This window comes from Pseudomonas sp. No.117 (assembly GCF_054558395.1).
Window position 1 is genome coordinate 58519 of sequence record NZ_BAAJNP010000006.1, and the last position, 25868, is coordinate 84386.

The 25868-nt window shown below is 63.7% G+C and carries 20 protein-coding genes and 1 pseudogene; 11 read left to right on the top strand and 10 right to left on the bottom strand.

All coding sequences use genetic code 11. The features are described 5' to 3' along the window. Window positions 1-82: 82 nt before the first annotated feature. From aceE to msrA, 4 genes are all read left to right on the top strand, one after another. Window positions 83-2725 carry a pyruvate dehydrogenase (acetyl-transferring), homodimeric type gene (gene aceE, locus ACYJP6_RS15350; RefSeq protein WP_459475890.1) on the top strand — a complete coding sequence of 881 codons (2643 nt, stop codon included), beginning with the start codon at window positions 83-85 and terminating at the stop codon, window positions 2723-2725. A 28-nt stretch (window positions 2726-2753) separates the two neighbouring features. Further along, on the top strand, window positions 2754-4739 hold the full coding sequence (gene aceF / locus ACYJP6_RS15355) for a dihydrolipoyllysine-residue acetyltransferase (protein WP_459475891.1): 1986 nt from the start codon (window positions 2754-2756) through the stop codon (window positions 4737-4739). Between the two features lie 281 nt (window positions 4740-5020). Continuing rightward, complete coding sequence (locus ACYJP6_RS15360) at window positions 5021-7627, top strand: putative bifunctional diguanylate cyclase/phosphodiesterase (protein ID WP_459475892.1); 2607 nt, start codon at window positions 5021-5023, stop codon at window positions 7625-7627. An 81-nt stretch (window positions 7628-7708) separates the two neighbouring features. Then, entirely contained in the window at window positions 7709-8368 is a 660-nt protein-coding gene (gene msrA, locus ACYJP6_RS15365; RefSeq protein WP_459475893.1) for a peptide-methionine (S)-S-oxide reductase MsrA, read from the top strand. Between the two features lie 157 nt (window positions 8369-8525). On the opposite strand, the gene ACYJP6_RS15370 is transcribed toward msrA, so the two are convergent. Further along, window positions 8526-9362, bottom strand: a complete 837-nt coding sequence (locus tag ACYJP6_RS15370) for a 23S rRNA (adenine(2030)-N(6))-methyltransferase RlmJ (protein ID WP_459475894.1) — start codon at window positions 9360-9362, stop codon at window positions 8526-8528. A gap of 129 nt (window positions 9363-9491) precedes the next feature. Here ACYJP6_RS15370 and cvrA point away from each other — a divergent pair. After that, window positions 9492-9700 (top strand): annotated as a pseudogene (gene cvrA, locus ACYJP6_RS15375) (potassium/proton antiporter); the annotation flags it as partial. A gap of 69 nt (window positions 9701-9769) precedes the next feature. Here the strand turns inward: cvrA and ACYJP6_RS15380 are convergent. Together ACYJP6_RS15380 and ACYJP6_RS15385 are read right to left on the bottom strand one after the other, a co-directional pair. Continuing rightward, window positions 9770-10354 (bottom strand): DUF6037 family protein, encoded by a 585-nt coding sequence (locus ACYJP6_RS15380; protein ID WP_459475895.1) that lies wholly within the window; start codon window positions 10352-10354, stop codon window positions 9770-9772. 479 nt (window positions 10355-10833) lie between these two features. Continuing rightward, window positions 10834-11712: a helix-turn-helix transcriptional regulator gene (locus ACYJP6_RS15385; RefSeq protein WP_459475896.1), complete on the bottom strand. Its 879-nt coding sequence runs from the start codon at window positions 11710-11712 to the stop codon at window positions 10834-10836. Window positions 11713-12093: 381 nt separating this feature from the next. Between ACYJP6_RS15385 and ACYJP6_RS15390 the strand changes: the two genes are divergently transcribed. From ACYJP6_RS15390 to ACYJP6_RS15400, 3 genes are all read left to right on the top strand, one after another. Continuing rightward, window positions 12094-12240: a hypothetical protein gene (locus ACYJP6_RS15390; RefSeq protein ID WP_459475897.1), complete on the top strand. Its 147-nt coding sequence runs from the start codon at window positions 12094-12096 to the stop codon at window positions 12238-12240. A 331-nt stretch (window positions 12241-12571) separates the two neighbouring features. Further along, window positions 12572-13006, top strand: coding sequence for a toll/interleukin-1 receptor domain-containing protein (locus ACYJP6_RS15395; protein ID WP_459476217.1), 435 nt, complete (start codon window positions 12572-12574; stop codon window positions 13004-13006). Window positions 13007-13198: 192 nt separating this feature from the next. Next, a complete protein-coding gene (locus ACYJP6_RS15400; protein ID WP_459475899.1) occupies window positions 13199-14140 on the top strand; it encodes a DUF4238 domain-containing protein in 942 nt (313 codons plus the stop codon). On the opposite strand, the gene rlmJ (ACYJP6_RS15405) is transcribed toward ACYJP6_RS15400, so the two are convergent. Next, window positions 14040-14306 carry a 23S rRNA (adenine(2030)-N(6))-methyltransferase RlmJ gene (gene rlmJ / locus ACYJP6_RS15405; protein WP_459475901.1) on the bottom strand — a complete coding sequence of 89 codons (267 nt, stop codon included), beginning with the start codon at window positions 14304-14306 and terminating at the stop codon, window positions 14040-14042. The two genes, ACYJP6_RS15400 and rlmJ (ACYJP6_RS15405), sit on opposite strands and share 101 nt — an antisense overlap. Next, entirely contained in the window at window positions 14272-14496 is a 225-nt protein-coding gene (gene rlmJ, locus ACYJP6_RS15410) for a 23S rRNA (adenine(2030)-N(6))-methyltransferase RlmJ (protein ID WP_459475903.1), read from the bottom strand. Before rlmJ (ACYJP6_RS15410) ends, rlmJ (ACYJP6_RS15405) begins: the two co-directional genes overlap by 35 nt. A 130-nt stretch (window positions 14497-14626) precedes the next feature. On the opposite strand from rlmJ (ACYJP6_RS15410), the gene ACYJP6_RS15415 reads away from it, so the two are divergent. From ACYJP6_RS15415 to selO, 3 genes are all read left to right on the top strand, one after another. Next, window positions 14627-16366, top strand: a complete 1740-nt coding sequence (locus tag ACYJP6_RS15415) for a potassium/proton antiporter (RefSeq protein WP_459475905.1) — start codon at window positions 14627-14629, stop codon at window positions 16364-16366. Window positions 16367-16464: 98 nt separating this feature from the next. Beyond that, window positions 16465-19809 (top strand): mechanosensitive channel MscK, encoded by a 3345-nt coding sequence (gene mscK, locus ACYJP6_RS15420; protein WP_459475907.1) that lies wholly within the window; start codon window positions 16465-16467, stop codon window positions 19807-19809. 30 nt (window positions 19810-19839) lie between these two features. Next, window positions 19840-21300: a protein adenylyltransferase SelO gene (gene selO / locus ACYJP6_RS15425; RefSeq protein WP_459475909.1), complete on the top strand. Its 1461-nt coding sequence runs from the start codon at window positions 19840-19842 to the stop codon at window positions 21298-21300. A gap of 276 nt (window positions 21301-21576) precedes the next feature. On the opposite strand, the gene pncB is transcribed toward selO, so the two are convergent. From pncB to ACYJP6_RS15450, 5 genes are all read right to left on the bottom strand, one after another. Further along, window positions 21577-22779 carry a nicotinate phosphoribosyltransferase gene (gene pncB / locus ACYJP6_RS15430; RefSeq protein WP_459475910.1) on the bottom strand — a complete coding sequence of 401 codons (1203 nt, stop codon included), beginning with the start codon at window positions 22777-22779 and terminating at the stop codon, window positions 21577-21579. A gap of 81 nt (window positions 22780-22860) precedes the next feature. Next, window positions 22861-23079, bottom strand: coding sequence for a hypothetical protein (locus ACYJP6_RS15435; RefSeq protein ID WP_459475911.1), 219 nt, complete (start codon window positions 23077-23079; stop codon window positions 22861-22863). After that, entirely contained in the window at window positions 23076-23774 is a 699-nt protein-coding gene (locus tag ACYJP6_RS15440) for a lipopolysaccharide kinase InaA family protein (RefSeq protein WP_459475912.1), read from the bottom strand. Before ACYJP6_RS15440 ends, ACYJP6_RS15435 begins: the two co-directional genes overlap by 4 nt. A gap of 28 nt (window positions 23775-23802) precedes the next feature. Further along, window positions 23803-24489 (bottom strand): class I SAM-dependent methyltransferase, encoded by a 687-nt coding sequence (locus tag ACYJP6_RS15445; RefSeq protein ID WP_459475913.1) that lies wholly within the window; start codon window positions 24487-24489, stop codon window positions 23803-23805. 89 nt (window positions 24490-24578) lie between these two features. After that, the gene (locus ACYJP6_RS15450) at window positions 24579-25868 is read right to left on the bottom strand and encodes a sensor histidine kinase (protein WP_459475914.1); all 1290 of its coding nucleotides are present in this window, start codon (window positions 25866-25868) and stop codon (window positions 24579-24581) included.

Sequence of the window (25868 nt, forward strand, 5' to 3'; positions counted from 1 at the left end):
CAAGAATTTTCGCTGCCCCCAAGAGGCCGGCGGCGACCCTGAGGCGACCGATTCTGGAAGCCTTTCCGCCCTGGAGCAAGCCATGCAAGATCTCGATCCCGTCGAAACCCAGGAATGGCTGGACGCCCTGGAGTCCGTCCTCGACCACGAAGGCGAGGAGCGCGTTCATTATCTGATGACCCGCATGGGCGAACTGGCTACCCGCAGTGGTACCCAGTTGCCCTACTCCATCACTACGCCCTATCGCAACACCATTCCAGTGACCAAGGAAGCCCACATGCCGGGCGACCTGTTCATGGAGCGGCGTATCCGCTCGCTGGTCCGCTGGAACGCCCTGGCGATGGTCATGCGCGCCAACCTCAAGGATCCGGATCTGGGTGGCCACATCTCCACCTTCGCCTCCAGCGCCACCCTCTATGACATCGGCTTCAACTATTTCTGGAAGGCGCCCAACGAAGAGCACGGCGGCGACCTGATCTACTACCAGGGCCATGCCTCCCCGGGCGTCTACGCCCGTGCCTTCCTGGAAGGCCGCCTCTCCGAAGACCAGATGAACAACTTCCGCCAGGAAGTGGACGGTAAGGGCCTGTCGAGCTACCCGCACCCGCATCTGATGCCCGACTTCTGGCAGTTCCCGACCGTTTCCATGGGTCTGGGTCCGATCACCGCCATCTACCAGGCCCGCTTCATGAAGTACCTGGAGAACCGCGGCTACATCCCCGCCGGCAAGCAGAAGGTCTGGTGCTTCATCGGCGACGGCGAGTGCGACGAGCCGGAAACCCTGGGTGCCATCTCCCTGGCCGGCCGCGAGAACCTCGACAACCTGATCTTCGTCATCAACTGCAACCTGCAGCGCCTCGACGGCCCGGTCCGCGGCAACGGCAAGATCGTCCAGGAACTGGAAGGCATCTTCCGCGGCGCCGACTGGAACGTTACCAAGGTCCTCTGGGGCCGCATGTGGGATCCGCTGTTCGCCCGCGATACCGAAGGTCGCATGCAGCAGCGCATGGACGCCGTGGTCGACGGTGAATACCAGAACTACAAGGCCAAGGACGGCGCCTATGTGCGCAAGCACTTCTTCGGCGCCAACCCCGAGCTGCTGAAGATGGTCGAGGACCTGTCCGACGACGAGATCTGGAAGCTCAACCGTGGCGGTCACGACCCCTACAAGGTCTATGCGGCCTACCACCAGGCGGTCAACCACAAGGGCCAGCCCACCGTCATCCTGGCCAAGACCATCAAGGGCTACGGCACCGGTGCGGGCGAAGCCAAGAACACCGCGCACAACACCAAGAAGGTCGACGTGGACTCGCTGAAGAAATTCCGCGATCGCTTCGACATCCCGCTGAACGATTCCCAGCTCAGCGAGTTGCCCTTCTATCGTCCGGCCGATGACAGCGCCGAGATGAAGTACCTGATGGGTCGCCGCGAAGCCCTGGGCGGTCACCTGCCTCAGCGTCGCGCCCGCAGCATCAGCATCCCCACCCCGCCGCTGGAAACCCTGAAGGCGGTGCTGGACGGCTCCGGCGATCGCGAGATCTCCACCACCATGGCCTTCGGCCGCATCCTGTCGCAACTGGTCAAGGACAAGGACCTGGGCAAGCGCATCGTGCCCATCCTCGCCGACGAGGCCCGTACCTTCGGCATGGAAGGCATGTTCCGCCAGCTGGGCATCTACTCGCCCCACGGCCAGCTCTATGAGCCGGTCGACCGCGACCAGGTGATGTACTACCGCGAAGAGAAGGACGGCCAGATCCTCCAGGAAGGCCTCAACGAGGCGGGCGCCATGTCCTCCTTCATCGCCGCCGGTACCGCCTACAGCAACTACAACCAGCCGATGCTGCCGGTCTATATCTTCTATTCGATGTTCGGCTTCCAGCGCATCGGCGACCTGGCCTGGGCGGCGGGCGATGCCCAGACCCGCGGCTTCCTGCTCGGCGGCACCTCCGGCCGTACCACCCTGAACGGTGAAGGCCTGCAGCACGAGGACGGTCACAGCCACATCCTGGCCGGCACCATCCCCAACTGCCGCAGCTACGATCCCACCTATGCCTACGAGCTGGCGGTGATCATGCGCGAAGGCATCCATCAGATGATGGAACTGCAGCAGAGCGTCTTCTACTACATCACCGTGATGAACGAGAACTACCAGCAGCCGGCCATGCCGGAGGGTGTCGAAGAAGGCATCATCAAGGGCATGTACCTGCTGGAAGAAGAAAAAGGCGACTTTAAGCACCGCGTCCAGCTGCTGGGCTCGGGCACCATCCTCAACGAGGTCCGCGCCGCCGCGAGCCTGCTGCGCGAGATGGGCGTCGGCGCCGACATCTGGAGCGTCACCAGCTTCAACGAACTGCGCCGCGAAGGCCTGGCCGTGGATCGCTGGAACCGCCTGCACCCGCTGGAAGAGCGCCGCCTGACCTACGTCGAGCAGTGCCTGGGCGAGCGCCAGGGTCCGGTCATCGCCTCCACCGACTACATGAAGCTGTTCGCCGACCAGATCCGCCAGTGGGTCCCCACCGAATTCCAGGTGCTGGGTACCGACGGCTTCGGTCGCAGCGACAGCCGCAAGAAGCTGCGTGATCACTTCGAGGTCGACCGCCGTTGGGTCGCCGTCGCCGCTCTGCAGGCGCTGGCCAACCAAGGCAAGCTGGAACGCAAGGTCGTGGCCGACGCCATCACCAAGTTCGGCATCGACATCGAGAAGCGCAATCCCCTGGATTGCTGATGCGGCACACGGATAAGAGGAAACAATTGTGAGCGAGACCATCCGCGTACCCGACATCGGCAGTGGCGACGGCGAAGTCATCGAGCTGCTGGTGAAGGTCGGCGATACCGTCGAGGCCGAACAGAGCCTGGTGGTGCTGGAGTCCGACAAGGCCAGCATGGAGATCCCGGCCCCCAAGGCCGGCAAGATCGCCGCCCTGCACATCAAGGTCGGCGACACCCTCAAGACCGGTGATCTGCTGATCGACCTGGAAGGCGACGACGCTGCTGCCGGCAGCGAGCCCGCCGCCGAACCCAAGGCCGAGTCCAAGCAGACCCAGGTCGAGGAAAGCGAAACCCCGACGCCCGCCGGCGACGAGGACGCTTCGGCGTCCGCCGGTGAAGGCGAGTCCCAGGAGATCCACGTTCCGGACATCGGCTCCAGCGGCAAGGCCAGCATCATCGAGGTGGCGGTCAAGCCCGGTGACACCATCGCCGCCGAGCAGACGCTGATCACCCTGGAATCCGACAAGGCCAGCATGGAAATTCCCTCCCCCGCCGCGGGCGTGGTGGAAAGCGTTTCCGTCAAGGTCGGCGACGAAGTGGGCACCGGCGATCTGATCCTGGTGCTCAAGGGCGCCGCGAATGCCAAGCCGAGCAAGAGCGTCGAGTCCAAGGCCGGCGACAAGCCCGCCAAGGAAGCCGCCGAGCCCGAGCTGCACGAGGTAGCCGCCGCCGAGCCGGCCGGTGAGTCGGTCGAGGAGATCAAGGTCCCCGACATTGGCTCCACCGGCAGTGCCAACGTCATCGAGGTGCTGGTCAAGGCCGGTGACCAGGTCAAGGCCGAGCAGTCGCTGATCGTGCTGGAGTCCGACAAGGCCAGCATGGAAATCCCGGCGCCCAAGGCGGGCGTGGTGGAGAGCGTCGCCATCAAGGTCAACGACCAGGCCAAGACTGGCGACCTGATCCTGACCCTGAAGGTGGCCGGTGCCGCGCCCAAGCAGGCGGCCAAGCCGGCTACCGGCAACGCTGCCAGCGCCCCGGCGCCTGCGCAGAAAGCCGCGGCTCCGGCCAAGGCCGCCGCTCCGGCCAGCGCGCCTGCCGCTGGCAAGGGCAAGAAGGTCCACGCCGGTCCGGCGGTGCGCATGGTCGCCCGCGAGTTCGGTGTCGACCTGGGCGAGGTCACCCCGACCGGTCCCAAGGGCCGCATCCTCAAGGAAGACGTCCAGACCTACGTCAAGGATCAGTTGCAGAAGAGCAAGGCGGCACCGGCCGCGGCCCCAGGCGCCACCGGTGGTGCCGGCATCCCGCCGATCCCCACCGTGGACTTCAGCAAGTTCGGCGAGATCGAAGAGGTGCCGATGACGCGCCTCATGCAGGTCGGTGCCAACAACCTGCATCGCAGCTGGCTGAACGTGCCCCACGTCACCCAGTTCGACCAGTCCGACGTGACCGATCTGGAAGCCTTCCGCGTCGGCCAGAAAGCCGTGGCGGAAAAGGCCGGCGTCAAGCTGACCATCCTGCCGTTCCTGCTCAAGGCCTGTGCCCATGTGCTCAAGGAACTGCCGGACTTCAACGCCTCCCTGGCCCCCAGCGGCAAGGCAGTGATCCGCAAGAAGTATGTGCACATCGGCTTCGCCGTGGACACCCCGGACGGCCTGCTGGTCCCGGTCATCCGCAACGTCGACCAGAAGAGCCTCCTGCAACTTGCCGCCGAAGCCGCCCAACTGGCGGAAAAGGCGCGGACCAAGAAGCTCAGCGGCGACGACATGCAGGGCGCCTGCTTCACCATCTCCAGCCTGGGTCACATCGGCGGCACCGGCTTCACGCCGATCGTCAATGCCCCGGAAGTGGCGATCCTCGGCGTGTCCAAGGCCAGCATACAGCCGGTCTGGGACGGCAAGGCCTTCCAGCCGCGCTTGATGCTGCCGCTGTCGCTGTCCTACGATCACCGCGTGATCAACGGGGCTGCCGCGGCGCGCTTCACCAAGCGCCTGGGCGACCTGCTGGCCGAGATTCGCGGTCTGCTGCTGTAAGGCGCCACAAGGCGGTAACTGCACTCGGTTACCGTCCACCGGCGTAGACCAGAAACCCCGCCTTGGCGGGGTTTCTGCTGCCAGCTCCACCGAAAGACCGAGGAAAAAGGTAGGATGGTGGTCCGGACGTCGCCCCTTGCACCCGCCGGGTCTCATCGGGCACCCTTGGCAGCCATCCCAGCGTGCTGGCGAGGCGGAGAGGAAAAAGGATTAATGATTTGTCTGTCCTTTCCGATAACCCTAGGACATCTTTCCGTCTTCACAAGGACGCGGACCCTCGCATGAGTATTCACTCCGATGCTGCCGATGCCGCGGTAGCCGATCAGGCAGGCGCTCTCAAAGCGCCTGCCCGATTGGGCCTGCTGCGCTTCGAGCGTCTGAATGAAGCCTCCTGGGCGATGCTCTACCTCGATTCCCGCTGCGAGACCAGCCTCGGCCTGCCCGCCCAGGCGCTGTGCTCGCTCATCGATGCCCCCTACGCCAGCCTGATGGAACCCAGTGTCCGTCACCGCCTGCACGAGGACATACAGCTGCAGCTCGCCGAACATGGCAGCTATCAGGTGCGTTACCTCTTCCATTCCCCCAGCGCGCCCTGCCAGGTCATCGAGGTGGGCGAGAGCCTGCAGCGCCATGGCCGCCCGCTGCTGCAGGGTTATCTGCTGCAGGTGTTGAATGACGATGCCCTGGCCGGCGAGTGGGAAGCCCACAACCTGGCCCTGCGCTCGACCCTCTCGCTGCTGCAGGACAGCCAGGACCACAGCCAGCAACGCCTGGCGATGGCCCAGGCCCGGCAGGGCCTGCTGCTCGAGCTGGCGCGCCTGGCGCTGCGCCAGCCGCCGGTCGACGACGAATTGTTGGAGCTCCTGCGCACCCAGGGACCGGCTGCCTTCGCCGTCGACCAACTGAGCCTGTGGCGCTACGAGGGCAATGGCCTGGTTACCCTGGGCAACGAGGAGCGCCTGCCCTCACTGTGCAGCGATCATCGCCGTCGCCTTCGCGAAGACGGGTTGATCGAGGACGCCAGCCAGGTGTTGCAGCCGCCCCACACCGCGGGCGGGACAGCGCTGGACGTGGCCCTGGTCCACGAGGGCCAGCTGACCGGCCTGCTCTGCCTGAGACGCGACCGGGCGGCCACCTGGGAAGCCGAGGACGTCGCCTTCGCCCGCAGCCTGGCGGAGTGCCTGGCGACCCTGCTCCACCAGGCGGACAGCGTGCCGAAGCTCGCCCATCCGCTGACGCGGGTGATGGAAGCCAGCAGCGATGCCTTCCTGCTGCTGGACGCCAGCGGTCGCCTGGAACACGCCACGGACAGCTTCGCCCGGATCACCGGCTATCCCATCGGCAAGCTTCAGGGCACGCTGATCGAATCCCTGCCGGCGCTGGAAAACTGGAGCGAGCTGCTCTACGAAGCCTGGCAGCGCCTGGCCCACCAGGACAGCTGGCAAGGCGAGCTGCGCTGCTATCGTCGCGACGGCGAAACCTATTGGGGCCAGTTGTCGATCTCCAAGATCCAACAGCCCAATGGCGACCTTCAGGGTTATCTGGGGATCTTCCAGGACACCAGCAAGACCCGCTTCGCCCAGCAGCACAACGACGAGATGGTGTTCCGCGACAGCCTCACCGGGCTGGCCAACCGCAGCCATTTCATCGCCCGCCTGGAGGCCCGCCTGGAGCAGTCGAATCCCAGCCGGGAACACTCGCTGCTGCTGGTGGACGTGGACAACTTCAAGCGAGTCAACGACAGCCTGGGCCACCGCATCGGTGACCAGTTGCTGGTCGGCCTGGCGCGCCGCCTGCGCAGCGCCCTGGGCAAGGGCGCGCTGATCGCCCGCATCGCCAGCAACGAATTCGCCGTGCTGCTCGAGGGCATGGACGCGGTGTCCGCCGCCAGCCTGGCCCGCGACACCCTGGTGGCCCTGGATCCGCCACTCTACGTGGAAGGTCACCCGACCCTGATCAGTTGCTCGATCGGCCTGACCACCGCGCGGCCGCACGAAACCGATCCCCAGACCCTGATCAAGCACGCCGGCCTGGCCCTGCACAGGGCCAAGGCCACCGGCGGCCACCAGGTCCAGGTATTCACCGAGGCGCTGATCGCCGAGGCCAGCAACAAGCTGTTCGTGCAGAACAACCTGCGCCGGGCGCTGGAGCAGAACGAGCTACTGGTGCACTACCAGCCCAAGGTCTGCCTGCGCCGGGCCAAGCTGCTCGGCCTGGAGGCCCTGATCCGCTGGCAGCATCCGGAAAAGGGCATGATCCGCCCCGACCAGTTCATCAGCATCGCCGAGGAAACCGGGCTCATCGTGCCCATCGGCAAATGGATCATCCGCGAGGTCTGCCGCCAGTTGCACCGCCTCGCCGCCGCGGGTTTCGCCGATCTGCAGATCGCCATCAACCTGTCGCCCAAGCAATTCACCGATCCCGACCTGGTGCAGTCCTTCGTCACCATCCTCGACGAAGAAGGCATCGCCCCCGAGCGCCTGGAACTGGAGCTCACCGAAAGCCTGCTGCTGGACGCCACCGACGCCACCCGCAATACCCTCGAAGCCCTCAAGCGCCTGGGCATGAGCCTGGCGATGGACGACTTCGGTACCGGCTATTCGTCGCTCAGCTACTTGAAAAAATTCCCCATCGACATCATCAAGATCGACAGGAGTTTCATCAAGGACATCCCGGACAACCAGGACGACATGGAAATCACCTCCGCGGTGATCGCCATGGCCCATAACCTGCGGCTGCAGGTGGTTGCCGAGGGCATAGAAACGACCGAACAGCTGGCCTTCCTGCGCCATCATCGCTGCGATATCGGCCAGGGCTATCTGTTCGACAAGCCCATCCCGGCTGAGCAGCTCGACGCCGCCCTGGCGCGCTACCTGCAGGCGCGCTGAGCCGCCGAGCGGTGCCGACCCGGCCGCGGCGATTTTGCGTACACTGGGCCTTTCGCCCGACCTTTTCCAACGAGGTATCCCATGGTCCTGCGTTCCGAAATCCTGACCAAGAAAAGCCACCTGCCCGCCGCCGAACAGGCGCTGCCCGGCCGGGAAACGCCCATGGCCGTACCGCCGGCCCACTTCGTCAACGGCAATCCCTTGCAGGGCCCCTTCCCGGCTGGCTTGCAGAGCCTAGTGGTCGGCATGGGCTGCTTCTGGGGCGTCGAGCGGCGCTTCTGGCAACAACCTGGGGTCTGGACCACTGCCGCCGGCTATGCCGGGGGCTACACGCCCAATCCGACCTACGAAGAGGTCTGCTCCGGCCTGACCGGCCACACCGAGGTGGTGCTGGTGGTATTCGATCCGGCGCAGACCTCGCTGGATGCGCTGCTGAAGATCTTCTGGGAAGCCCATGACCCGACCCAGGGCATGCGCCAGGGCAACGACGTAGGCACCCAGTATCGCTCAGCGCTCTACTACACCGACGACAGCCAACGCGAGGCCTTTGAGGCCAGCCAGGCCGCCTTCCAGGCCCAGCTGGCCGAGGCCGGCTACGGCGAGATCACCACCGAGATCGCCCCGCTGCCGCCGTTCTACTACGCCGAGGCCTATCACCAGCAGTACCTGGCGAAGAATCCCAACGGCTACTGCGGCCTGGCCGGCACCGGCGTCTGCCTGCCACCCAGCCTGGCACGCTGAAAGCCCGGGCACGGATGAGCTATTGACCGCCCTGTTGGGCTTCGGCGATGGAGCCGCCTCAACCCAAGCTACAAAGCCGCTTCGAGTGCTCTGGTAGGTTGGGCTGAGCACAGCGAAGCCCAACACTGCCTGGACGCTACCCAAACCGGCGGAAAGCTTATTCCGCGATCAGCCAGTCCAGCCGCCAGCTGCCTTCGCCTTGGGCCAGGTGTTCGGCCAGCCAGGGCAGCAACTCGCGCAGCTCTTCCTCCAGGCCCCAGGGCGGATTGACGATGGCCAGGCCGGAACCGTTGAGGCGGGTGGGATCGTCCGCCGGGCGGATCAGCAATTCGGCGCACAGCAACTTGGGCGCGCCGCTGTTCTGCAGTCCTGCGTGGAAGCGCCTGAGCTGGCGGCGATCCTTGATCGGATACCAGAGCGCTATCACCGTCTGGCGCATCCGTCCGATGGCCTCCTGCACCGCCTTGACGCAACGCTCCAGCTCATCGGCCTTCTCGAACGGCGGATCGATCAGCAGCAGGGCCCGGCGTTCGGCGACCGGCAGCAGCGCCCTCGGCAGCAGCCAACCGTCCTTCTGGTGCACCGCTACCCGGCGGTCGCCTGCCATGTTTTCCTTGAGCAGCTGGCCATCCGTGGGATGCAGCTCGTTGAGCAGCAGGCGATCCTGGGGCCGCAGCGCCTGGCGCATCAGCTCGGGCGAGCCGGGGTAGTAGCGCAGGGCGCCATCGGGATTGAGCGCCGCGACCGCCTCACGGTAGCCGGCGAAGGCCGCGGGGAAAGCGTCCAGCGCCCACAGCCGGCCGATGCCCTCGCGCCATTCGTCGGTGCGGCTGGCCTGGTCGCCGGCCAGGTCATACCGACCGACGCCGGAATGGCTGTCCAGGTAGGCGAAGGGTGTTTCCTTGCGCGCCAGCAAGGCGGCCAGCCGCAGCAGGGTGGCGTGCTTGAAGACATCGGCGTGGTTGCCGGCATGAAAGGCGTGTCGGTAATTCATGGGATACTCCAGCGTCAGCCCTACAGTGTACCGTCTTCCGCCGCCGCCAGCGGCGCTGCGCTTTGACACCCCGGCCGCCCAGCGGGTTAAATCCCTAGGTTCTTCAATCCTTTGTCACAGGAGTCGCGCTTGGACGCCGTCACCATCAACAGTCTGTTCTTGATCGGTGCGGTGCTGATCGGCCTGTCGATTCTGGTCAGCTCGATTTCCTCGCGGATCGGCATCCCGATCCTGGTGATCTTCCTGGTGGTCGGCATGTTCGCCGGGGTCGACGGCCCCGGGCACATCGCCTTCGACAACTATCCGATGTGGGCAACCTGGCCCTTGCTGTGATCATGCCCCCCTATTGATTGCCGCACCGAAACGGTCAAGAGCTAATCGCCCGCTTAAACGATGAATTGCAAGCTCTAGGGATCAGTGACAGCGACTGCTCCACTCGGGATATCAGTCCAGCAGCTGCTGATGTTTTTCTGGTCGCAGGTATCTGCCGTTTGGGGCCCCATCAGCTCCCGCGTTTTTTTGAGATTCTGGGGTGTAACGCGCTCGCCTCGTACCTTGTTATCTCTCCAGCCACAGAAGAATCGCTTGTGCGCATCCTCGACATTTCGGCGAACCTGGGCAACGTGGTGAGGCCCAGCTTTTTGACTCGGTACAGCAGTTGCTGGGATGTGAGAGTTGAAGTCGGCAAGAAAGCCGCCCGGTGAAAACGAGTTGTTCGGGTCCCACTTAAGGCCGAGCAAGCGGCAGAGCATCGCGTAGTCAGCCTTGCCCAAGTGTGGATGCACGACACGGAAACCGGGCTGCACCTGAAACTCAAAAGATAGGTTGCCCCCTTGGGCGCCGAACAGGAGCGCGTAGGGGGTTTCGTCTATCAGGAACATGACGTCAAAGGTCAACGACCCTCGCTGATAGCTGAATCGGTACCGACTAATACTTTGCGCGCGCATGCTGTTAAAGAGGCTGCGTAGCCTGTCAAGTACTACCACTGCCATATGCCTGTTCCCGAGTGTCCAGACGTACCACTCACCTTGTCAGCATTTCACTTTTTATGGAAGCGCGGCAATGCCACACATGTAAACTAACTGCGTGACGACTTTCCAAACGACTTCCATGGCCAATCATTGAACCGCCTCAGCTACGCCAACAGCAAAGCTGAGGAGGTGCTGACGGATCTGCGCCAGCATGGGGAATTCACAGGCGATCTATTCGCGGCCTTACTTGGCGCTGATGGCTAATGACCGTGTTCGACCATATCAGTACCCGCGAGGGCAGAGGAGCAGTGCAATTCGGTCACACCCCGCCGCCTCTGATTGACCGATGCGGTGCGAAATGATGTCGCAACTTTACAAGATGCGGCGGGATAAGCGTTGCTTGGGGTTGCTGAATGACAGCGATCGGCCAGTAGCAGTCTGTGGATCAGCTCTCCGTAGCAGGCCCGACTAAAATCCCCGCCCATCTATGGAAGCTGATTTTAGCTATTCGGACTTTTGTATCCGGGAGCAAACATCGCGCTTTCCACCCCATACAAAGCCAAGGGATCGCTTAGCCAGAGGCGATAAGCCTTGTCCTCATTGCTATGGTCTGGAGAGCAATCAACGTGGTATTGCTGCAGGACATACCCCGCCATCGCAGCACGTACACGCAGCCTAAGCACCCCATCAGGCATGTCATAATCGCGCCTCACAATCTGCTCACAATTTTTGTCTGGGTGTGGAACGAGGGGTAGATCCAACATGCGATTCCACTGATCATCATTCTTTGATTCTTCTACGCTACGGGGTTTCTGCCCTAACTGAATCTGGACATGACCGATACGCGCCAATACAAAGTCCACAAACTTCTCTCGCTTCCTATCGTAAGCCCGGACGTGCCAGCGCAACCCATCACAGCTGATAGCAAAGGGCACAATTTCACGTTCAGATTCGCCCGAGCCCGACGTGTAGCCAATTTTCACCACTTGGTTCAGGCTGATCGCACGGGTGATTGGCGCGAGGATCTCAACCTTGGGCTTGCTAAGTAGCGAAACAGACTCACTTAGGATAAGTGGTTTCTCTCCATCCAGGCCGTAGCCGTACCCTTGGGAAAGGGCGGTAAGTACCCGCTCAGGCGAATGAGCAAGCAAGGGCGAGAAGGTGTCGCGTATCACGTAATGTTTAGTTACCGTATCGAGCTCCGTGTTGCCAGGGACAATCTCGCGGTATAGGGCGAAATCCCGAGTGGCGGCGGCAGCGCCTACCCCGAAGCGATCCATTAGATCCGCTCGGGAGACAGTCCCTGTGAAATACAGGCGGAAATCTATGTATACCAAGCGCTCCCGCTGCGCCTGGCTGTAGTCTCCTAAGTCAATCATCTGCTCTCCGTCATACTTACTAAATTGCCTTGACTGTCTTGCTATATGGCCAACACATGGTCGATCACATCCGATGTGGAGCATAACACGTGAGCGCTTGACATCATCAAAATGATGATGTTACGCTTTGATTATGGTGCCTCCGAGTCTCGATTTATAGCGCATTAGACGATTTAAGTGGGCTTGAACTGAGTGACGGAACGCCAGAAACGAAAAGGCCGGTCAAGGTGCGAACTTGACCGGCCTCGGTAAAAGACATCTGAACTGGCTCTAGATGTCTCTCGCGCTTTTGTGACTAAAGCCTTGCGATGGTAGCCCTTGCGGACTGCTTACGCAAGGGAGCGAGTTCTGTGTTCGAGCCACCTCAATGGAAGACATTCTATGTCCCAGCTTGAGATGTTCGAAAAGCCCGACGAGGAAGGCGAGGTCATCTATCGAATGACCATCACCACCAAATCGGGAAAGGTGATTCGGCGTGCTAACGGCCAACCGTTCCGCATCGTCATTCGCCCAAAAGCGACCAACTGATTTAGTCGCTTAACAGAGCCCAGGGCAGGTTCTCTGCCTTGGGTCTAGCTCCCATTTATGCAAGGATTACGATATGTCTAGATGCACAGCACCAGTACGTGGACATAGCTCAGCGGCCGCAGCAGCGGCTTGCCCTGCTTGCCGCTACCGCAGCAGCAGCAGCAGCAGCAGCTCTCGAGCTTACTATCCATCGCTTAATAGTAGTGGGAATAGTTACGGGAGTGGCAGTGGCAGGTCTAGCAGCGGCACGAGGCCTCGCTGGTCCAAAGCGGGTTCGGCCGTACCATACACATTTGCTCAAGTGCAGTCACTCACCCCAATCCGCCAAGCCGTGGAGGCGCGAGCAGCCGCGCAACCTGACCTACGTGACGTATTCCTGTGCCACGCATGGGACGACCGCCAGGGGGCAGCAAAAGAGCTGCACGAGCTCCTTGTGGCGGCCGGGGTTAAAGTTTGGTTCAGCGAGAAGGATCTTGGACTTGGCGTTCCGATGATGCGAGCTATCGACAAAGGCTTAGCAAACTCACGAATTGGACTTGTCTTGGTGACCCCTACTCTACTGGACCGCCTGCCAAAAGAGAGCGTCGCCGACAAAGAACTTTCGGTACTCTTGGCAGGTAACCAGCTAGTACCCATTGTGCACAACACAACATACGACGCTCTTCGTAATATCAGTCCGTTGCTCGCATCCCGAAGCGGCTTGGACACTGCGGAAGACTCTATGTCAGTGGTTGCCGCAAAAATCGCGGAGCTGGTCTCACTCTAACTGCATCTCCCATGCAGTTTGTCATTCGCACTACCTTCCGCCTTATTCAATACATCTACCTTTGGGGCACGGGTCAGCTCCAAAATTAGAATCTGTATTTTTCCCCTATCTGCCTTTTGCGAAGGGCAGATAGGAGTCGGCGTAGGCAGCCATCGGCAAAACAGCCTTTTCTGCTTGGCCATAGAAGGGAATATGGCTTGGGAAATTGGAGAGTTTTGTTGTATGTCGAATCCCCCGCGCAACCACCATTTCATCCCTCAGTATTTCTTAAAAGCTTGGCAGCATGCCGAGGGTAAAATCTTCCGCTACCGCCGATTACCCTCTAGCGGCGCGATGGAGATCAAGTCTGTCGCCATCAAACGTACCGCCTCGATCCAGGATCTTTACCGTATCGACTTTCCAGCTGGAGGCTTTGAAGTCGAGTCTAGCCATGTAACCCCTCTGATTGATGAGGCCGGCCATAAGATCATTAAAAAGGCACTAGAAAGTAGTATCCAGAATTGGGATATAGCTGATCGTCGGCAACTGGCGAATACCTTGACATCATTGGAGGCCCGGCACCCTGACATTCTTAAGGCCATGGATGTCCGTTCGGCACTTGATCCCTTGCGAAAAAAGATTAAGGCCGAACAGCACTTCTCGCATAAATCAGTTGACGAGCTAATCGATTACTTTAAGGCGACTGACTCTCTCGGAGTAATGTCCTTTGTCTTATTTATCCAGAACGAACTACTACCATTGATTGCACAGCCTTTTTCAGATGGGCTCTTACGGGCATCCATGCGAGAGTACAGCTATGAGCAGTCATGCTTGCTATGCTCGGATTACCCCACCTTCCGCAAGGGGGATTACTTGAAGGACCTGCTGTTCAGCATTGCGATCAGTCCGGGTAAGGCATTGGTATTTTCAAACAATCCAGCCATCGTAGTTTTCGATCTTCTTAAGCCGCATGCTCGTACTCGCCTGATCAATCTGTACACCTTAGGGAAAGCGAAGACGGCGTACTACTGTGATGATACACAAGGTGAGTTTGTCAACGCCCATCTTGGCTGGGCGTTGACCCGTCAAGATATTTCGGATCAACAACAGTACGTCCAAGACTTTTTACGAGCTGAGGATGCATGGCATCATTAGAGGCGTTATCGATCAGCAGCAGTGCCCGGCGCTCGGGCACTGGCAGCAGCCAGCCATCCTTCCGGTGCACCGCCACCCGGCGATCTCCGGCCACGTCTTCCTTGAGCAGGCGACCGTCCTCGGGGTGCAGCTTATTGAACAGCAGCCGATCCTGGGGTCGCAGCACCTGGCCCGATTAATTCAGACGAACCTGGGTAGTAGCGCAGCGTGCCATTGGGATTAAGTGCCGCCACCGCTTCGTGATAGCTGGCAAAGACCGCCGGCACGGACTCTAGCGCCCGCAGCCGTCCGATCCCTTCGCGCCACTCGTCGCTGCGGCTGGCCTGATCACCAGCCAAGTTGTAGCGCCCGACCACGGAATGGCTGTCCAGACAGCCCCAAAGTGTACCGTCTTCCTCCGCCGCCAGCGGCGCTGCGCTTTGACACCCCGACCGCCCAGCGGGTTAAATCCCTAGGTTCTTCAATCCTTTGCCACAGGAGTCGCGCTTGGACGCCGTCACCATCAACAGTCTGTTCTTGATCGGTGCGGTGCTGATCGGCCTGTCGATTCTGGTCAGCTCGATTTCCTCGCGGATCGGCATCCCGATCCTGGTGATCTTCCTGGTGGTCGGCATGTTCGCCGGGGTCGACGGGCCCGGGCACATCGCCTTCGACAACTATCCGATGGCCTACCTGGTGGGCAACCTGGCCCTGGCGGTGATCCTGCTCGATGGCGGCATGCGCACCCGGGTGTCGAGCTTCCGGGTGGCTCTCTGGCCGGCCTTGTCACTGGCCACCGTGGGAGTGATGATCACCACCGGCCTGACCGGCATCGCCGCGGCCTGGCTGTTCGATCTCAGCCTGCTGCAGGGCCTGCTGATCGGTGCCATCGTCGGCTCCACCGACGCCGCCGCGGTATTCTCGCTGCTCGGTGGTCGCGGCCTCAACGAACGGGTCACCGCCAGCCTGGAAATCGAGTCGGGCAGCAACGACCCCATGGCGGTGTTTCTCACCGTCACCCTGATCGAGATGCTCGCCAGCGGCCAGACTGGCTTCACCTGGAGCCTGCTGGGCCACTTCGTCAGCGAATTCGCCATCGGCGGCGTCATCGGCCTCGGCGGCGGCTGGCTGCTGTTGCAACTGATCAACCGTATCCACCTGGCCGACGGCCTCTATCCGCTGCTGGCCATCAGTGGCGGCCTGCTGATCTTCGCCCTGACCAATGCCGCCCACGGCAGCGGCATCCTCGCCGTCTACCTGGCCGGCCTGCTGCTGGGCAACCGGCCGATCCGCAGCCGGCACAGCATGCTGCACATGCTCGACGGCATGGCCTGGCTGGCGCAGATCGGCATGTTCCTGGTGCTGGGGCTGCTGGTGGAGCCGCACAACCTGCTACCCATCGCCCTGCCCGCCCTGGGCTTGGCGCTGTGGATGATCCTGGTCGCCCGCCCGCTGTCGGTGGCCATCGGCCTGCTGCCCTTCCGCGCCTTCCACGACCGCGAGAAGGCCTTCATCGCCTGGGTCGGCTTGCGCGGCGCGGTGCCCATCATCCTGGCGGTCTTCCCGATGATGGCCGGGCTGCCCCAGGCACAGCTGTTCTTCAACGTGGCCTTCTTTATCGTGCTGGTGTCGCTGCTGGTACAGGGCTCCAGCCTGCCACTGGCGGCCAAGCTGCTCAAGGTGACGGTCCCCCCGGAACCGGCGCCCTTCTCCCGCGCCGGGCTGCAGGTGCACCCCACCAGCGAATGGGAGCTGTTCATCTATCGCCTAGGCGCAGAGAAATGGTGCATCGGTGCCGCCCTGCGCGAGTTGAAGATGCCCGAGGGTACCCGCATCGCCGCGCTGTTCCGCGGCGAGACGCTGCTGCACCCCTCGGGTAGTACCACCCTGGAGGCCGGTGACATCCTCTGCGTGGTCGGCCATGAGCACGACCTGCCGGCCCTAGGTCGCCTGTTCAGCCAGGCACCCCAGCAGACCCAGAGATTCTTCGGCGATTTCGTCCTGGAAGCCGACGCCGAACTCAGCGCCGTGGCGGCCCTGTACGGTCTGCAACTGGGCAACGTGGACGGCAACCAGCGCCTGGGCAGCTTCATCACCCACGAGATCGGCGGCGAACCCATCGTCGGCGACCTGGTGGAATGGAACGGCCTGGTCTGGATCGTCGCGGCCATCGAGAACAAGCGCGTGCGCAAGGTCGGCGTGAAGTTTCCCGAAGGCGGCAGCAGCGGCCCCGCGCTCTTTCTTTAACCGCGGATGAACGGGGTTCGCGGCGCGGACGGCCCTGCCTTGCACCCTGGGCAGCCTGGCTTTAACCTCGCGCCTTTCCACTGCCCGACGCCTGCCGCATGCACCGCCTGTCCGCCCTGCTTCGCGCCGCCGCTCTCTGCGGTTGCCTGTTCACCCTTCCCGTCTCCGCGCAGGAAGCCGCGCTGCCCGATGCCCAGCAGGTTCAGCAGAGCCTGAGCGGGCTGGCCGATCGCAAGCTGCCCGCCGCCGAGCAGAGCGCTGCCCAGGACAGCCTGCAGCAGACGCTGAAACTGCTCGACCAGCGCGACCAGTACGTCAAGCAGCTGACCGACCTGCGCCAGCAACTGGCCCAGGCGCCCCAGCAGACCAAGGATGCCCAGCGGCAACTGGCCCGGTTGCGCGCCGAGCCGGTCAAGCCGGCCGACCAGCGCTATGCCGGCGCCACGCCCCAGGCCCTGGAGCAGCGCCTGAGCGAGACCAGCCTGGCACTCAACAGCGTGCAGGACGACCTCAACGCGGCCAACAGCCTGGTGATCAACGCCCAGACCCGCCCCGAGCGTGCCCAGGTGGACATCGCCAACCTGCAGACGCGCCTGCAGCAGATCGCCGACCTGCTCAAGACGGGACGGGAGAATGCCAAGGCCCTCACCGCCGAGCGGCGTGGCCAGTTGCTGGCGGAACAGGCCGCGGCCAATGCGCAGATCCAGCTGCTGCGCCAAGAATTGGCCGGCAACAGCGTCCTGCAGGACCTTGGCGCCGTCCGCCGCGAACTCTTCAGCGAACAGGTCAAGCGCTACGAGCAGGAGACCCTGGACCTGCAGACCCTCATCAGCGGCAAGCGGCGCCAGCAGTCCGAGAAGACCCTGGCCGAGGCCTCGCGCGAATCGGAAAAGACCGCCGGTGACGATGTGCTGTCCCAGGAGACCGGGCTCAACCTGCAGCTGTCCGATTACCTGCTGCGCGCCACCGACAGACTCAACGATCTCAACCGCCGCAACCTCGAGTCCCGCCAGCAGCTGGATCAACTCAAGCAGACCACCGAGAACATGGATCAGCAGATCAGCGTGCTCAAGGGCAGTGTGTTGCTGTCCAAGCTGCTCTACCAGCAGCGCGCGGCGCTGCCTTCGGTCAAGGTCAACAAGGACCTCACCGACGACATCGCCGATCTGCGGCTCTATCAGTTCGAGCTGAATCAGCAGCGGGCGCAGATCGCCAATCCGGAGGCCTACGTCAGCAACCTGCTGGCCCAGCAACCGCCGGAGAAGGTCACGCCGCAGTTGCGCCAGCAGCTGCTCGACCTGCTCAAGACCCGCAGCGAGCTGCAGGAAAGACTCAATACCGAACTCAATTCGCTGCTCAGCGAATCCATCGACCTGCAACTCAATCAGCGCCAGTTGCAGACCACCATCAGCAGCCTGCGCGGCACCCTCGACGAGCAGATGTTCTGGATTCCCAGCAACAAGCCGCTGGACTGGAACTGGGTGAAGAGCGCCCCGCGTAAGCTGACGCAGCAACTGCGCGACGTCCCCTGGGGCTCCAGCCTCCACGAACTCTACGTGGGCCTGGCGGAGCGGCCGCTGCTGCTGCTGCCGCTGGTGCTGGCCTTCGCTACCCTGATCTGGCAGCGGCCACGCATCCATGCGCGGGTCAACCGGCTCAACCAGGATATCGGCCACTACCAGCGCGACAGCCAGCTGCACACGCCCCAGGCCGTGCTGCTCACCATCCTGCTCGGCCTGCCGGCGAGCCTGGTGCTCTGGCTGGGCGGCGTGGCCCTGGAAGGAGACGAGCGCGGCGTCAACGCCGCTATAGGCGCGGCCTTGCTGGAGATCGCCGCCGGCTGGCTGGTGTTCTACACGGTCTATCGCCTGCTGGCCTCCGGCGGCGTGGCCGAGACCCACTTCCGCTGGGCCCGGCCCCAGGCGCAGTCACTCCGCCGGCTGGTACGCCGGGTGGGGCTGCTGGCCCTGGCGCTGATGGCCGTGGTCGCCATCGCCGAGCGTCAGCTGGCCGGACTGGCCGACGACGTCCTCGGCATCCTCATCGTGCTGGTCGCCTACGCCAGCCTGGCCTGGATGCTGGGCCGCTCGCTGCTCAACGCCACCGCCCGCGAGCGCCTGCCGTTCTTCCGCCTGCTGCTCGGCCTGATGATCACCGCCATCCCGGCCGTGCTGTTCTTCGCCGTGCTGTTCGGCTACTACTACACCGCGCTCAAGCTCACCGACCGCCTGGTGGACACCCTCTATGTGCTGATGGCCTGGATCATCCTCGAGGCTACCCTGGCCCGCGGCCTGAGCGTGGCCGCACGGCGCCTCGCCTACCAGCGCGCCATCCAGAAGCGCCAGGCGCAGCAGGAGGACGCCGAGGGCGTCGAGGTGGTGCAGGAGCCGACCCTGGACATGGAGCAAGTCAACCAGCAATCCTCGCGCCTGCTGCGCCTGACCCTGCTGCTGGCCTTCCTCGGTGTGCTCTACCTGGTCTGGGCCGACGTGGTGGCGGTGTTCTCCTACCTGGACAACGTCACCCTCTACCAATACACCAGCGGCACCGGCGCCGCGGCCACCCAGGTCCCCCTGACACTGCGGGTGTTCATCATCGCCCTGGTCATCGCCGCGCTCACCGTCGCCCTGGCGCGCAACCTGCCCGGCTTGCTGGAGGTGCTGGTGCTGTCGCGGCTGAACCTGGCCCAGGGCAGCGCCTACGCCACCACCACCCTGCTCTCCTACGTCATCGTCGGCTTCGGTACCGTCACCACCCTGGCGACCCTAGGGGTCAGCTGGGACAAGCTGCAGTGGCTGGCCACGGCCCTCTCCGTCGGCCTGGGTTTCGGCCTGCAGGAGATCTTCGGTAACTTCATCTCCGGCCTGATCATCCTCTTCGAGCGCCCGGTGCGGGTCGGCGACCTGATCACCATCGGCAACGTGACCGGCACGGTCAACAAGATCCGCATCCGCGCCACCCACATCACCGATGCCGACCGCAAGTCGGTGGTGGTGCCGAACAAGACCTTCGTCACCAGCCAGCTGATCAACTGGACGCTGACCGACACCGTCACCCGCATCGTGCTGACCTTCGGTATCAACCGCGGCACCGACCTGGCCCAGGCCCAGCAGCTGATCATGCAGGCGGTGAAGGAAAACGTACGGGTGCTGCACGATCCCGAACCCTCGCTGTACGTCATCCACTACGGCGCCACTACCTTGGACCACGAGCTGCGCATCTATGTGCGCGAGCTGGGCGACCGCAGCGCCGCCACCGACGAGCTGATCCGGCGGATCGATCAACTGCTGCGCGACGCCGGCATCAACCTGCTGTCCACGCCGCAAATGGAGATCACCCTGAAGAATCGTCACGGCGCGGAGAAACAACTGGGCAAAACGCCCCTCCTACCTGAAGGGGATGCCCAGCAGGAGGCCGAGGATCCCAAGCCGACCAAGGCCTGACGGCCGCTGCGCTAACCTGCCGGGATACCCATGAAACAGCTGCTCGACCTGACCTTCGACAACAGATTCGCCCGTCTGGGCGATGACTTCTCCACGCACATCGAGCCGCGGCCGCTGGACGATCCGCGGCTGGTGGTTGCCTCGCCCGCGGCCATGGCGTTGCTGGACTTGGACCCGGCCGAGGCGGCAACGCCCGAATTCACCCAGGTGTTCGCCGGCGCCCAGCTGTGGGACAGCGCCGAGCCGCGGGCGATGGTCTATTCCGGCCACCAGTTCGGCTCCTACAACCCGCGCCTGGGCGATGGCCGCGGCCTGCTGCTGGGCGAGGTGGTGAACGACCGCGGCGAGCACTGGGACCTGCATCTCAAGGGTGCCGGCCTCACGCCCTATTCGCGCATGGGCGACGGTCGCGCCGTGTTGCGCTCTTCCATCCGCGAATTCCTCGCCTCCGAGGCGCTGCACGCCCTGGGCATCCCGACCACCCGCGCCCTCTGCGTGATCGGCTCCTCCACCCAGGTGGTGCGCGAGCGACTGGAAACCGGTGCCACCCTGCTGCGCATGGCCCCCAGCCATGTGCGCTTCGGCCATTTCGAATACTTCTACTACACCCGCCAGCATGCGCTGCTCGAACAGCTGGGTGAACACGTCCTGGCCGCGCATTTCCCCGAGTTGCTGGCCACGCCCGAGCCCTGGGCGGCGTTGTTCCGCGAGGTGGTGGAGCGTACCGCGCGGCTGATCGCCCACTGGCAGGCCTATGGCTTCTGCCATGGCGTGATGAACACCGATAATTTCTCGATCCTGGGCCTGACCTTCGACTTCGGGCCCTTCGCCTTCCTCGACGACTTCGACGCCCAGTTCATCTGCAACCATTCCGACCACACGGGGCGCTACTCCTACAGCAACCAGGTACCCATCGCCCACTGGAACCTGGCGGCCCTGGCCCAGGCGCTGACGCCCAAGGTGGCGGTCGAGACCCTGCAGGAAAGCATCGCTCTGTTCCTGCCGCTCTACCAGGCGCACTACCTGGACCTGATGCGGCGGCGGCTGGGCCTGCAGGAAGCGCGCGATGAAGACCAGGAGCTGGTCGAACGCCTGCTGGCCCTGATGCAACAGGGCGGCGTGGACTATCCGCTGTTCTTCCGCCGGCTGGGCGAAGAGGCGCCCGAGGCCGCCCTTGCCCGGGTCCGCGAGGATTTCATCGACCTGCGTGGCTTCGACGACTGGAGCCAGGCCTATCGCGCCCGCCTGGACGCCGAAGGCGGTGCGCCAGCCGACCGGACCGCGCGCATGAACGCGGTCAATCCGCTCTACGTCCTGCGCAACTACCTGGCACAACAGGCCATCGAACAAGCCGAAGCGGGCGATTACCGCGAGGTGCGACTGCTGCACGAGGTGCTCTCGCGTCCCTTCGAGGCTCAACCAGGCCGCGAGCGGTTCGCCCAGCGGCCTCCGGACTGGGGCAAGCATCTCGAGATCAGTTGCTCGTCCTGAGACCAAAGGCCGTGACTCGGAGCCTGTTCAAACGCTCGCGAGCTGGCGCCAGCCAACGCGCAACGACCAAGGGCAGTAACCGCCAACGGCTGGCTCGAAGAGTGAGCACTAGCGAACCGAACGCCTGAGGAGGCGGATCGAACTCGTGCTCGACCGGGCTCGCGTCCGAGTCAACGAGTAGTAGATGAGCGTTCCGTCGGGGCCGCCCAGGTGGGGCTGGCGACCCCGTAGCTTTTCAACGCCCTCTGGCCGACGCGCAGCAGGCTTCGAACAGGCTCAGGCGCCGTCGACCTGGAAGACGTGCCGCAGATAGTGCAGGAAGTCCGGCTCGCCGCCCTGGGCCTTGCCGGGCGCGTCGGAGATCTTGGCCACCGGCTGGCCGTTGCAGCGACTCATCTTGAGCACCATGTTCATCGGCTGCACCCCGGGGATGTCGCAGGTGAAATGGGTGCCGATGCCGAAGCTCACGTTGATCCGCTCGCGCAGGGCGCGGAACAGGGCGAGGGCCTTTTCCAGGTTGAGCGAGTCGGAAAACACCAGGGTCTTGGTCAGGGGGTCTATGCCCAGCTGCTGGTAGTGGGCGATGGCCTTTTCCGCCCACTGCAGCGGATCGCCACTGTCGTGGCGCAGGCCGTCGAAGAGCTTGGCGAAGTAGAGATCAAAATCGCGCAGGAAGGCGTCCATGGTGATGGTGTCGGTCAGGGCGATGCCGAGCTGACCGCGATACTCGCGCACCCAGCAATCGAGCGCGGCGATCTGGCTGTCGATCAACCGCGGTCCCAGCTGCTGGTGCGCCATGAGCCATTCGTGGGCCATGGTGCCCAGGGGAGCGACTCCCAGCTTCCAGGCCAGGTGCACGTTGCTGGTGCCAACGAAACGCCCGGGGAAATCATCCCTCAGGCTGCGCACCACCATCTCCTGCACGCCATAGGAGAAACGCCGCCGGGTGCCGAAGTCGGCCATCTTGAATTCGGCCAGCTCATCGGCGCCGGCTTCGCGCGCCAGCCAGTCGAACTTGCGATAGAGCTGATCCTGGGCCACCTGGAGCGGCAGCTCGGCATGGCGCTGGCGATTGCGCACCTCGCTGATCAGCGCCAGGATGGGCACCTCGAACAGGATGAGATGCAGCCAGGGCCCCTTCAGGGTCAGGGTGAAGCGGCCCTCTTCCTCGCCGAGGAAGACATAGGATGGATTGAAGCGGAATAGCCGCAGGAAGCGGATGAAATCGGGGGTGATGAAGGCGATGCGCTCGAGAAAGGCCAGTTGGCTGTCGCTGATGGCGACGTCGGCGAGGGCATCGATTTCGGCCTGGATGGCCGCGTGGTAGGGTCGCAGGTCTTCGTCATTGCGACAGCGAAAGGTCCATTCGACTTCCGCGTTCGGATAGTTGTGCAGGACGGCCTGCATCATGGTGAGCTTGTAGAAATCGGTGTCCAACAGGCTCTGCACGGCCTGCTCGGAAAAACTATCGGCCAACATTGGCGGGGCTCGGCAGCGATTGGTCAATCGACAGCATGCCGAACTTGGCTGGGAAGCGAAAGGACCTTGACCGCGCTGGGATCAGCGGTTGTGGGTCTGGGTCATGCCGAACAGGAAGAGCAGCAGGTCGTGGCTGCCGGTATTGGAGGTAGCCAGATTCCGCGCGACCGGGGTCTGGCAATAGCTGAGTTCCTCGCTACCGACCACCGCGGCCGCCGGACGCAACCAGCTCGCATAGGCCAAGGTGGTGACGCCACAGAAAGCCGCGATCAGCAAACCTCGAGTAATTTGTGAAGTCATGGCTCCAACCCTCTGATCTGTCGTCCCAACGCTTGTTGGTAACCGTAGAGGAGAGTTCGCCATTGCGCAGCGTTCCACGACGAATGGCGGCGTAATTGCAGCATATCCCGACGGGCGGCCGTCGCCAATGACAGTCGCTGCCGACATTTCTCCAGATCGAGCAGGGCGACGGAGAATTCCTTGCCCGCGCTGCCCTGCCGCTCGGCGACGAAGATGTGCTTGGGATAGAGGCAGCCATGCTGCCAGCGATGGCTGTGCATGCGCGCCAGCACACCTCCCAGGGCGGTCAGGAAGCGCTCGTGCTCCGCCTCGCTGAGATGACTGCCAGCGCCCTCGGCGTACCACTGATCGAGATCCTGGTAGCCCTCCAGGGCGGCGCTGACCAGCAGCGCGCGCCACCCGCCCTGGGCTTGCCGGGCGGCGCAGAACAGCAGCTCGGGCACCTTGATGCCCAGCTCGCGAAAGGCGAGCAGGGCATCGCGCTCGCGCAGGGCGGTGGGACGCCCCAGGGGATGGCGCAGGCTGCGATAGAGATGGCCGACCTGGCGCTTGACGTAGGCCAGGGTGCCGTCGGGCAGGCGCAGGCGCTGGACGCCACTCTCGCCGCCGCGGCGCACGTTGGGGGCTTCCACCCAGTCGCCGGCGGTGTTCCACCAGCGCTCGAAACCCTCTTCGCCCTGCGTCACGGCTCCCATCAGCTGCCTCTCTTGTTCTGGAATAGCGTCAATTGGCCTTGCGCAGGACGTAGACCCGCCACATGGCATAGCCCGGCAGGAAGTCCAGGGCCCGGTCGACGACGAAGCCGGCCTGGGCGACCTCCGCCTCGAACTGGCTGCGCTCGACGATGAATCTGTTCTGGTAGCCGCCACGGTCGCGGCCTTGCGCCTGCCGGCGGCGCTCTAGCGCCTGGCGACGCCAGGCCTTGAAGTTGCCGTCGACCCACAGCGACAGGATGACGCTGTCGCGGGTCACCCGGTGGAACTCCTGCAGCAGGGCCAGGCGGTCCGCCGACTCGCCGACGTGGTGCAGCAGGCGCATACAGAAGATGCAATCTACAGAATTGTCGGACAAGTCGATAGCGAAAGCCGACGTCTGCAGGGTCTTGACCCGGGCGACGACCTCCGCGGGCTGCTGCTCCCGGGCGGTAGCCAGCATGTTTTCCGAATAGTCGGCGCCGATGATCACTCGATTGCGCTTTTCCGCCAGCAGCGGCCAGAAGCGCCCGGCGCCACTGGGCAGGTCCAGTACCAGGTTGGGCTGGCCGGCGATGCTCAGTGCCTGACGAGCCAGTTGCTGGTCGCGCCAGTTGGAGAGGCGGCGAGCCAGCCCGTCCTGGTGCTTCAGGAAATACTGGCGAGCGTGGTCGGCATCGTACTTTTGCGAAAAGGGCAGGTCGATGGGCGCTTTCACGGAGGCGGCTCCTGGGAGTAGAGAGGTGCCGCTACCCTACTCAGGCCGCTGTCAAACCCCGGTCAAGCGCTTGTGAAAATTCTGTCATCTCAGGCTGCTACCCTGTCGTCGCCGAGACTGATGTCGAAGCGGCAGCCGCCCACCGCGCTATCGCCCAGGGCCACGCTCCAGCCCTGCAACTGGCAGATCCGTCGCACCAGCGACAGGCCCAGCCCGAGGCCCTCGCCGCGCCCCTCGGCGCCGCGCACGAAGGGCTGGAACATGGCCTCGCGCTGCTCCTCGGGAATGCCCACCCCGCTGTCCTCGACGGCGAAACCGGTGGCCCCGACCTGCAGCCCTATGTAGCCGCGCTCGGTGTAGTGCAGGGCGTTGCGCAGCAGGTTGCTCATCACCGAGCGCAGGAAGGGTTCGTGCCAGAGATAGCAATCGGCCTCCGGCGCCACGCTCAGGCGCCACTGCAAGCCCTTGGCCTCCACCGCCGCCTGCCATTCCGCGGTCTGCCGGCGCGCCACCTCGGCCAGGGTGGCCCGCGGTACCTGGGTATCGCTGTCACCCTGGTTGCGCGCCAGGGCGAGAAAGGTCTGTACCAGCTCCTGCATCTCCCGCGCCGCACGGGTCATGCGCTCCAGCGGGCCCTTGGCCCGTGGCGGCAGGTCCGGCGTGGCGGCCAGCAGTTCGCAGGAGGAATTGATCACCATCAGCGGGGTGCGCAGCTCATGGCTGACGTCGCTGGTGAACAGGCGCTCGCGCGCCAGGGCCGCCCGCAGGCGATCGAAGGCATCGTCGAAGGCGCCGGCCAGTTCGCCGACCTCGTCCTTGGCGTAGTCCGGTGCCAGCGGCGGCGTCACATCGAGGATCTGGTCGCGGCGGCGTACCTGCCTTGCCAGCCGCACCACGGGGGCGATCACCCGCCGCGCCAGCGCCCAACCCAGCAGCCAGGCCAATGCCACGCTGATCAGGAAGCCGATGAGCACCACCTTGTAGAGCAGGCGTTCGCGTGCCTCGAAATCGCTCTGGTTCTGCAACAGCACGAAGTGGTTGCCGTCGATCTCGGCCACGTAGGCGTAGAAGTACTGATGGTCTTCCTCCACCTCGCTGAAGCCCGCCGGCAGGTCGCGCAGGTGCTCGGGCAGGTGCGCGGCCTCGGCCAGCGGCACGAAATACAGGCGCATGTCGGGGTCCAGCACCGGTTGACCGCCGCGTCTCATGTCGCGCTGTACCATGCGGTCCAGTTCGTTGCGCAGGTCGGTGGAGATCAGCCGTTCCTCGACGGTGTGGACCACTGCGACGATCCCCAGGGAAAACACGCCGCCGACCAGAAAGGTCATCAGCACGAAGGCGATGACGATCCGCCGCGACAGGCTCAGGTGATATTCCAT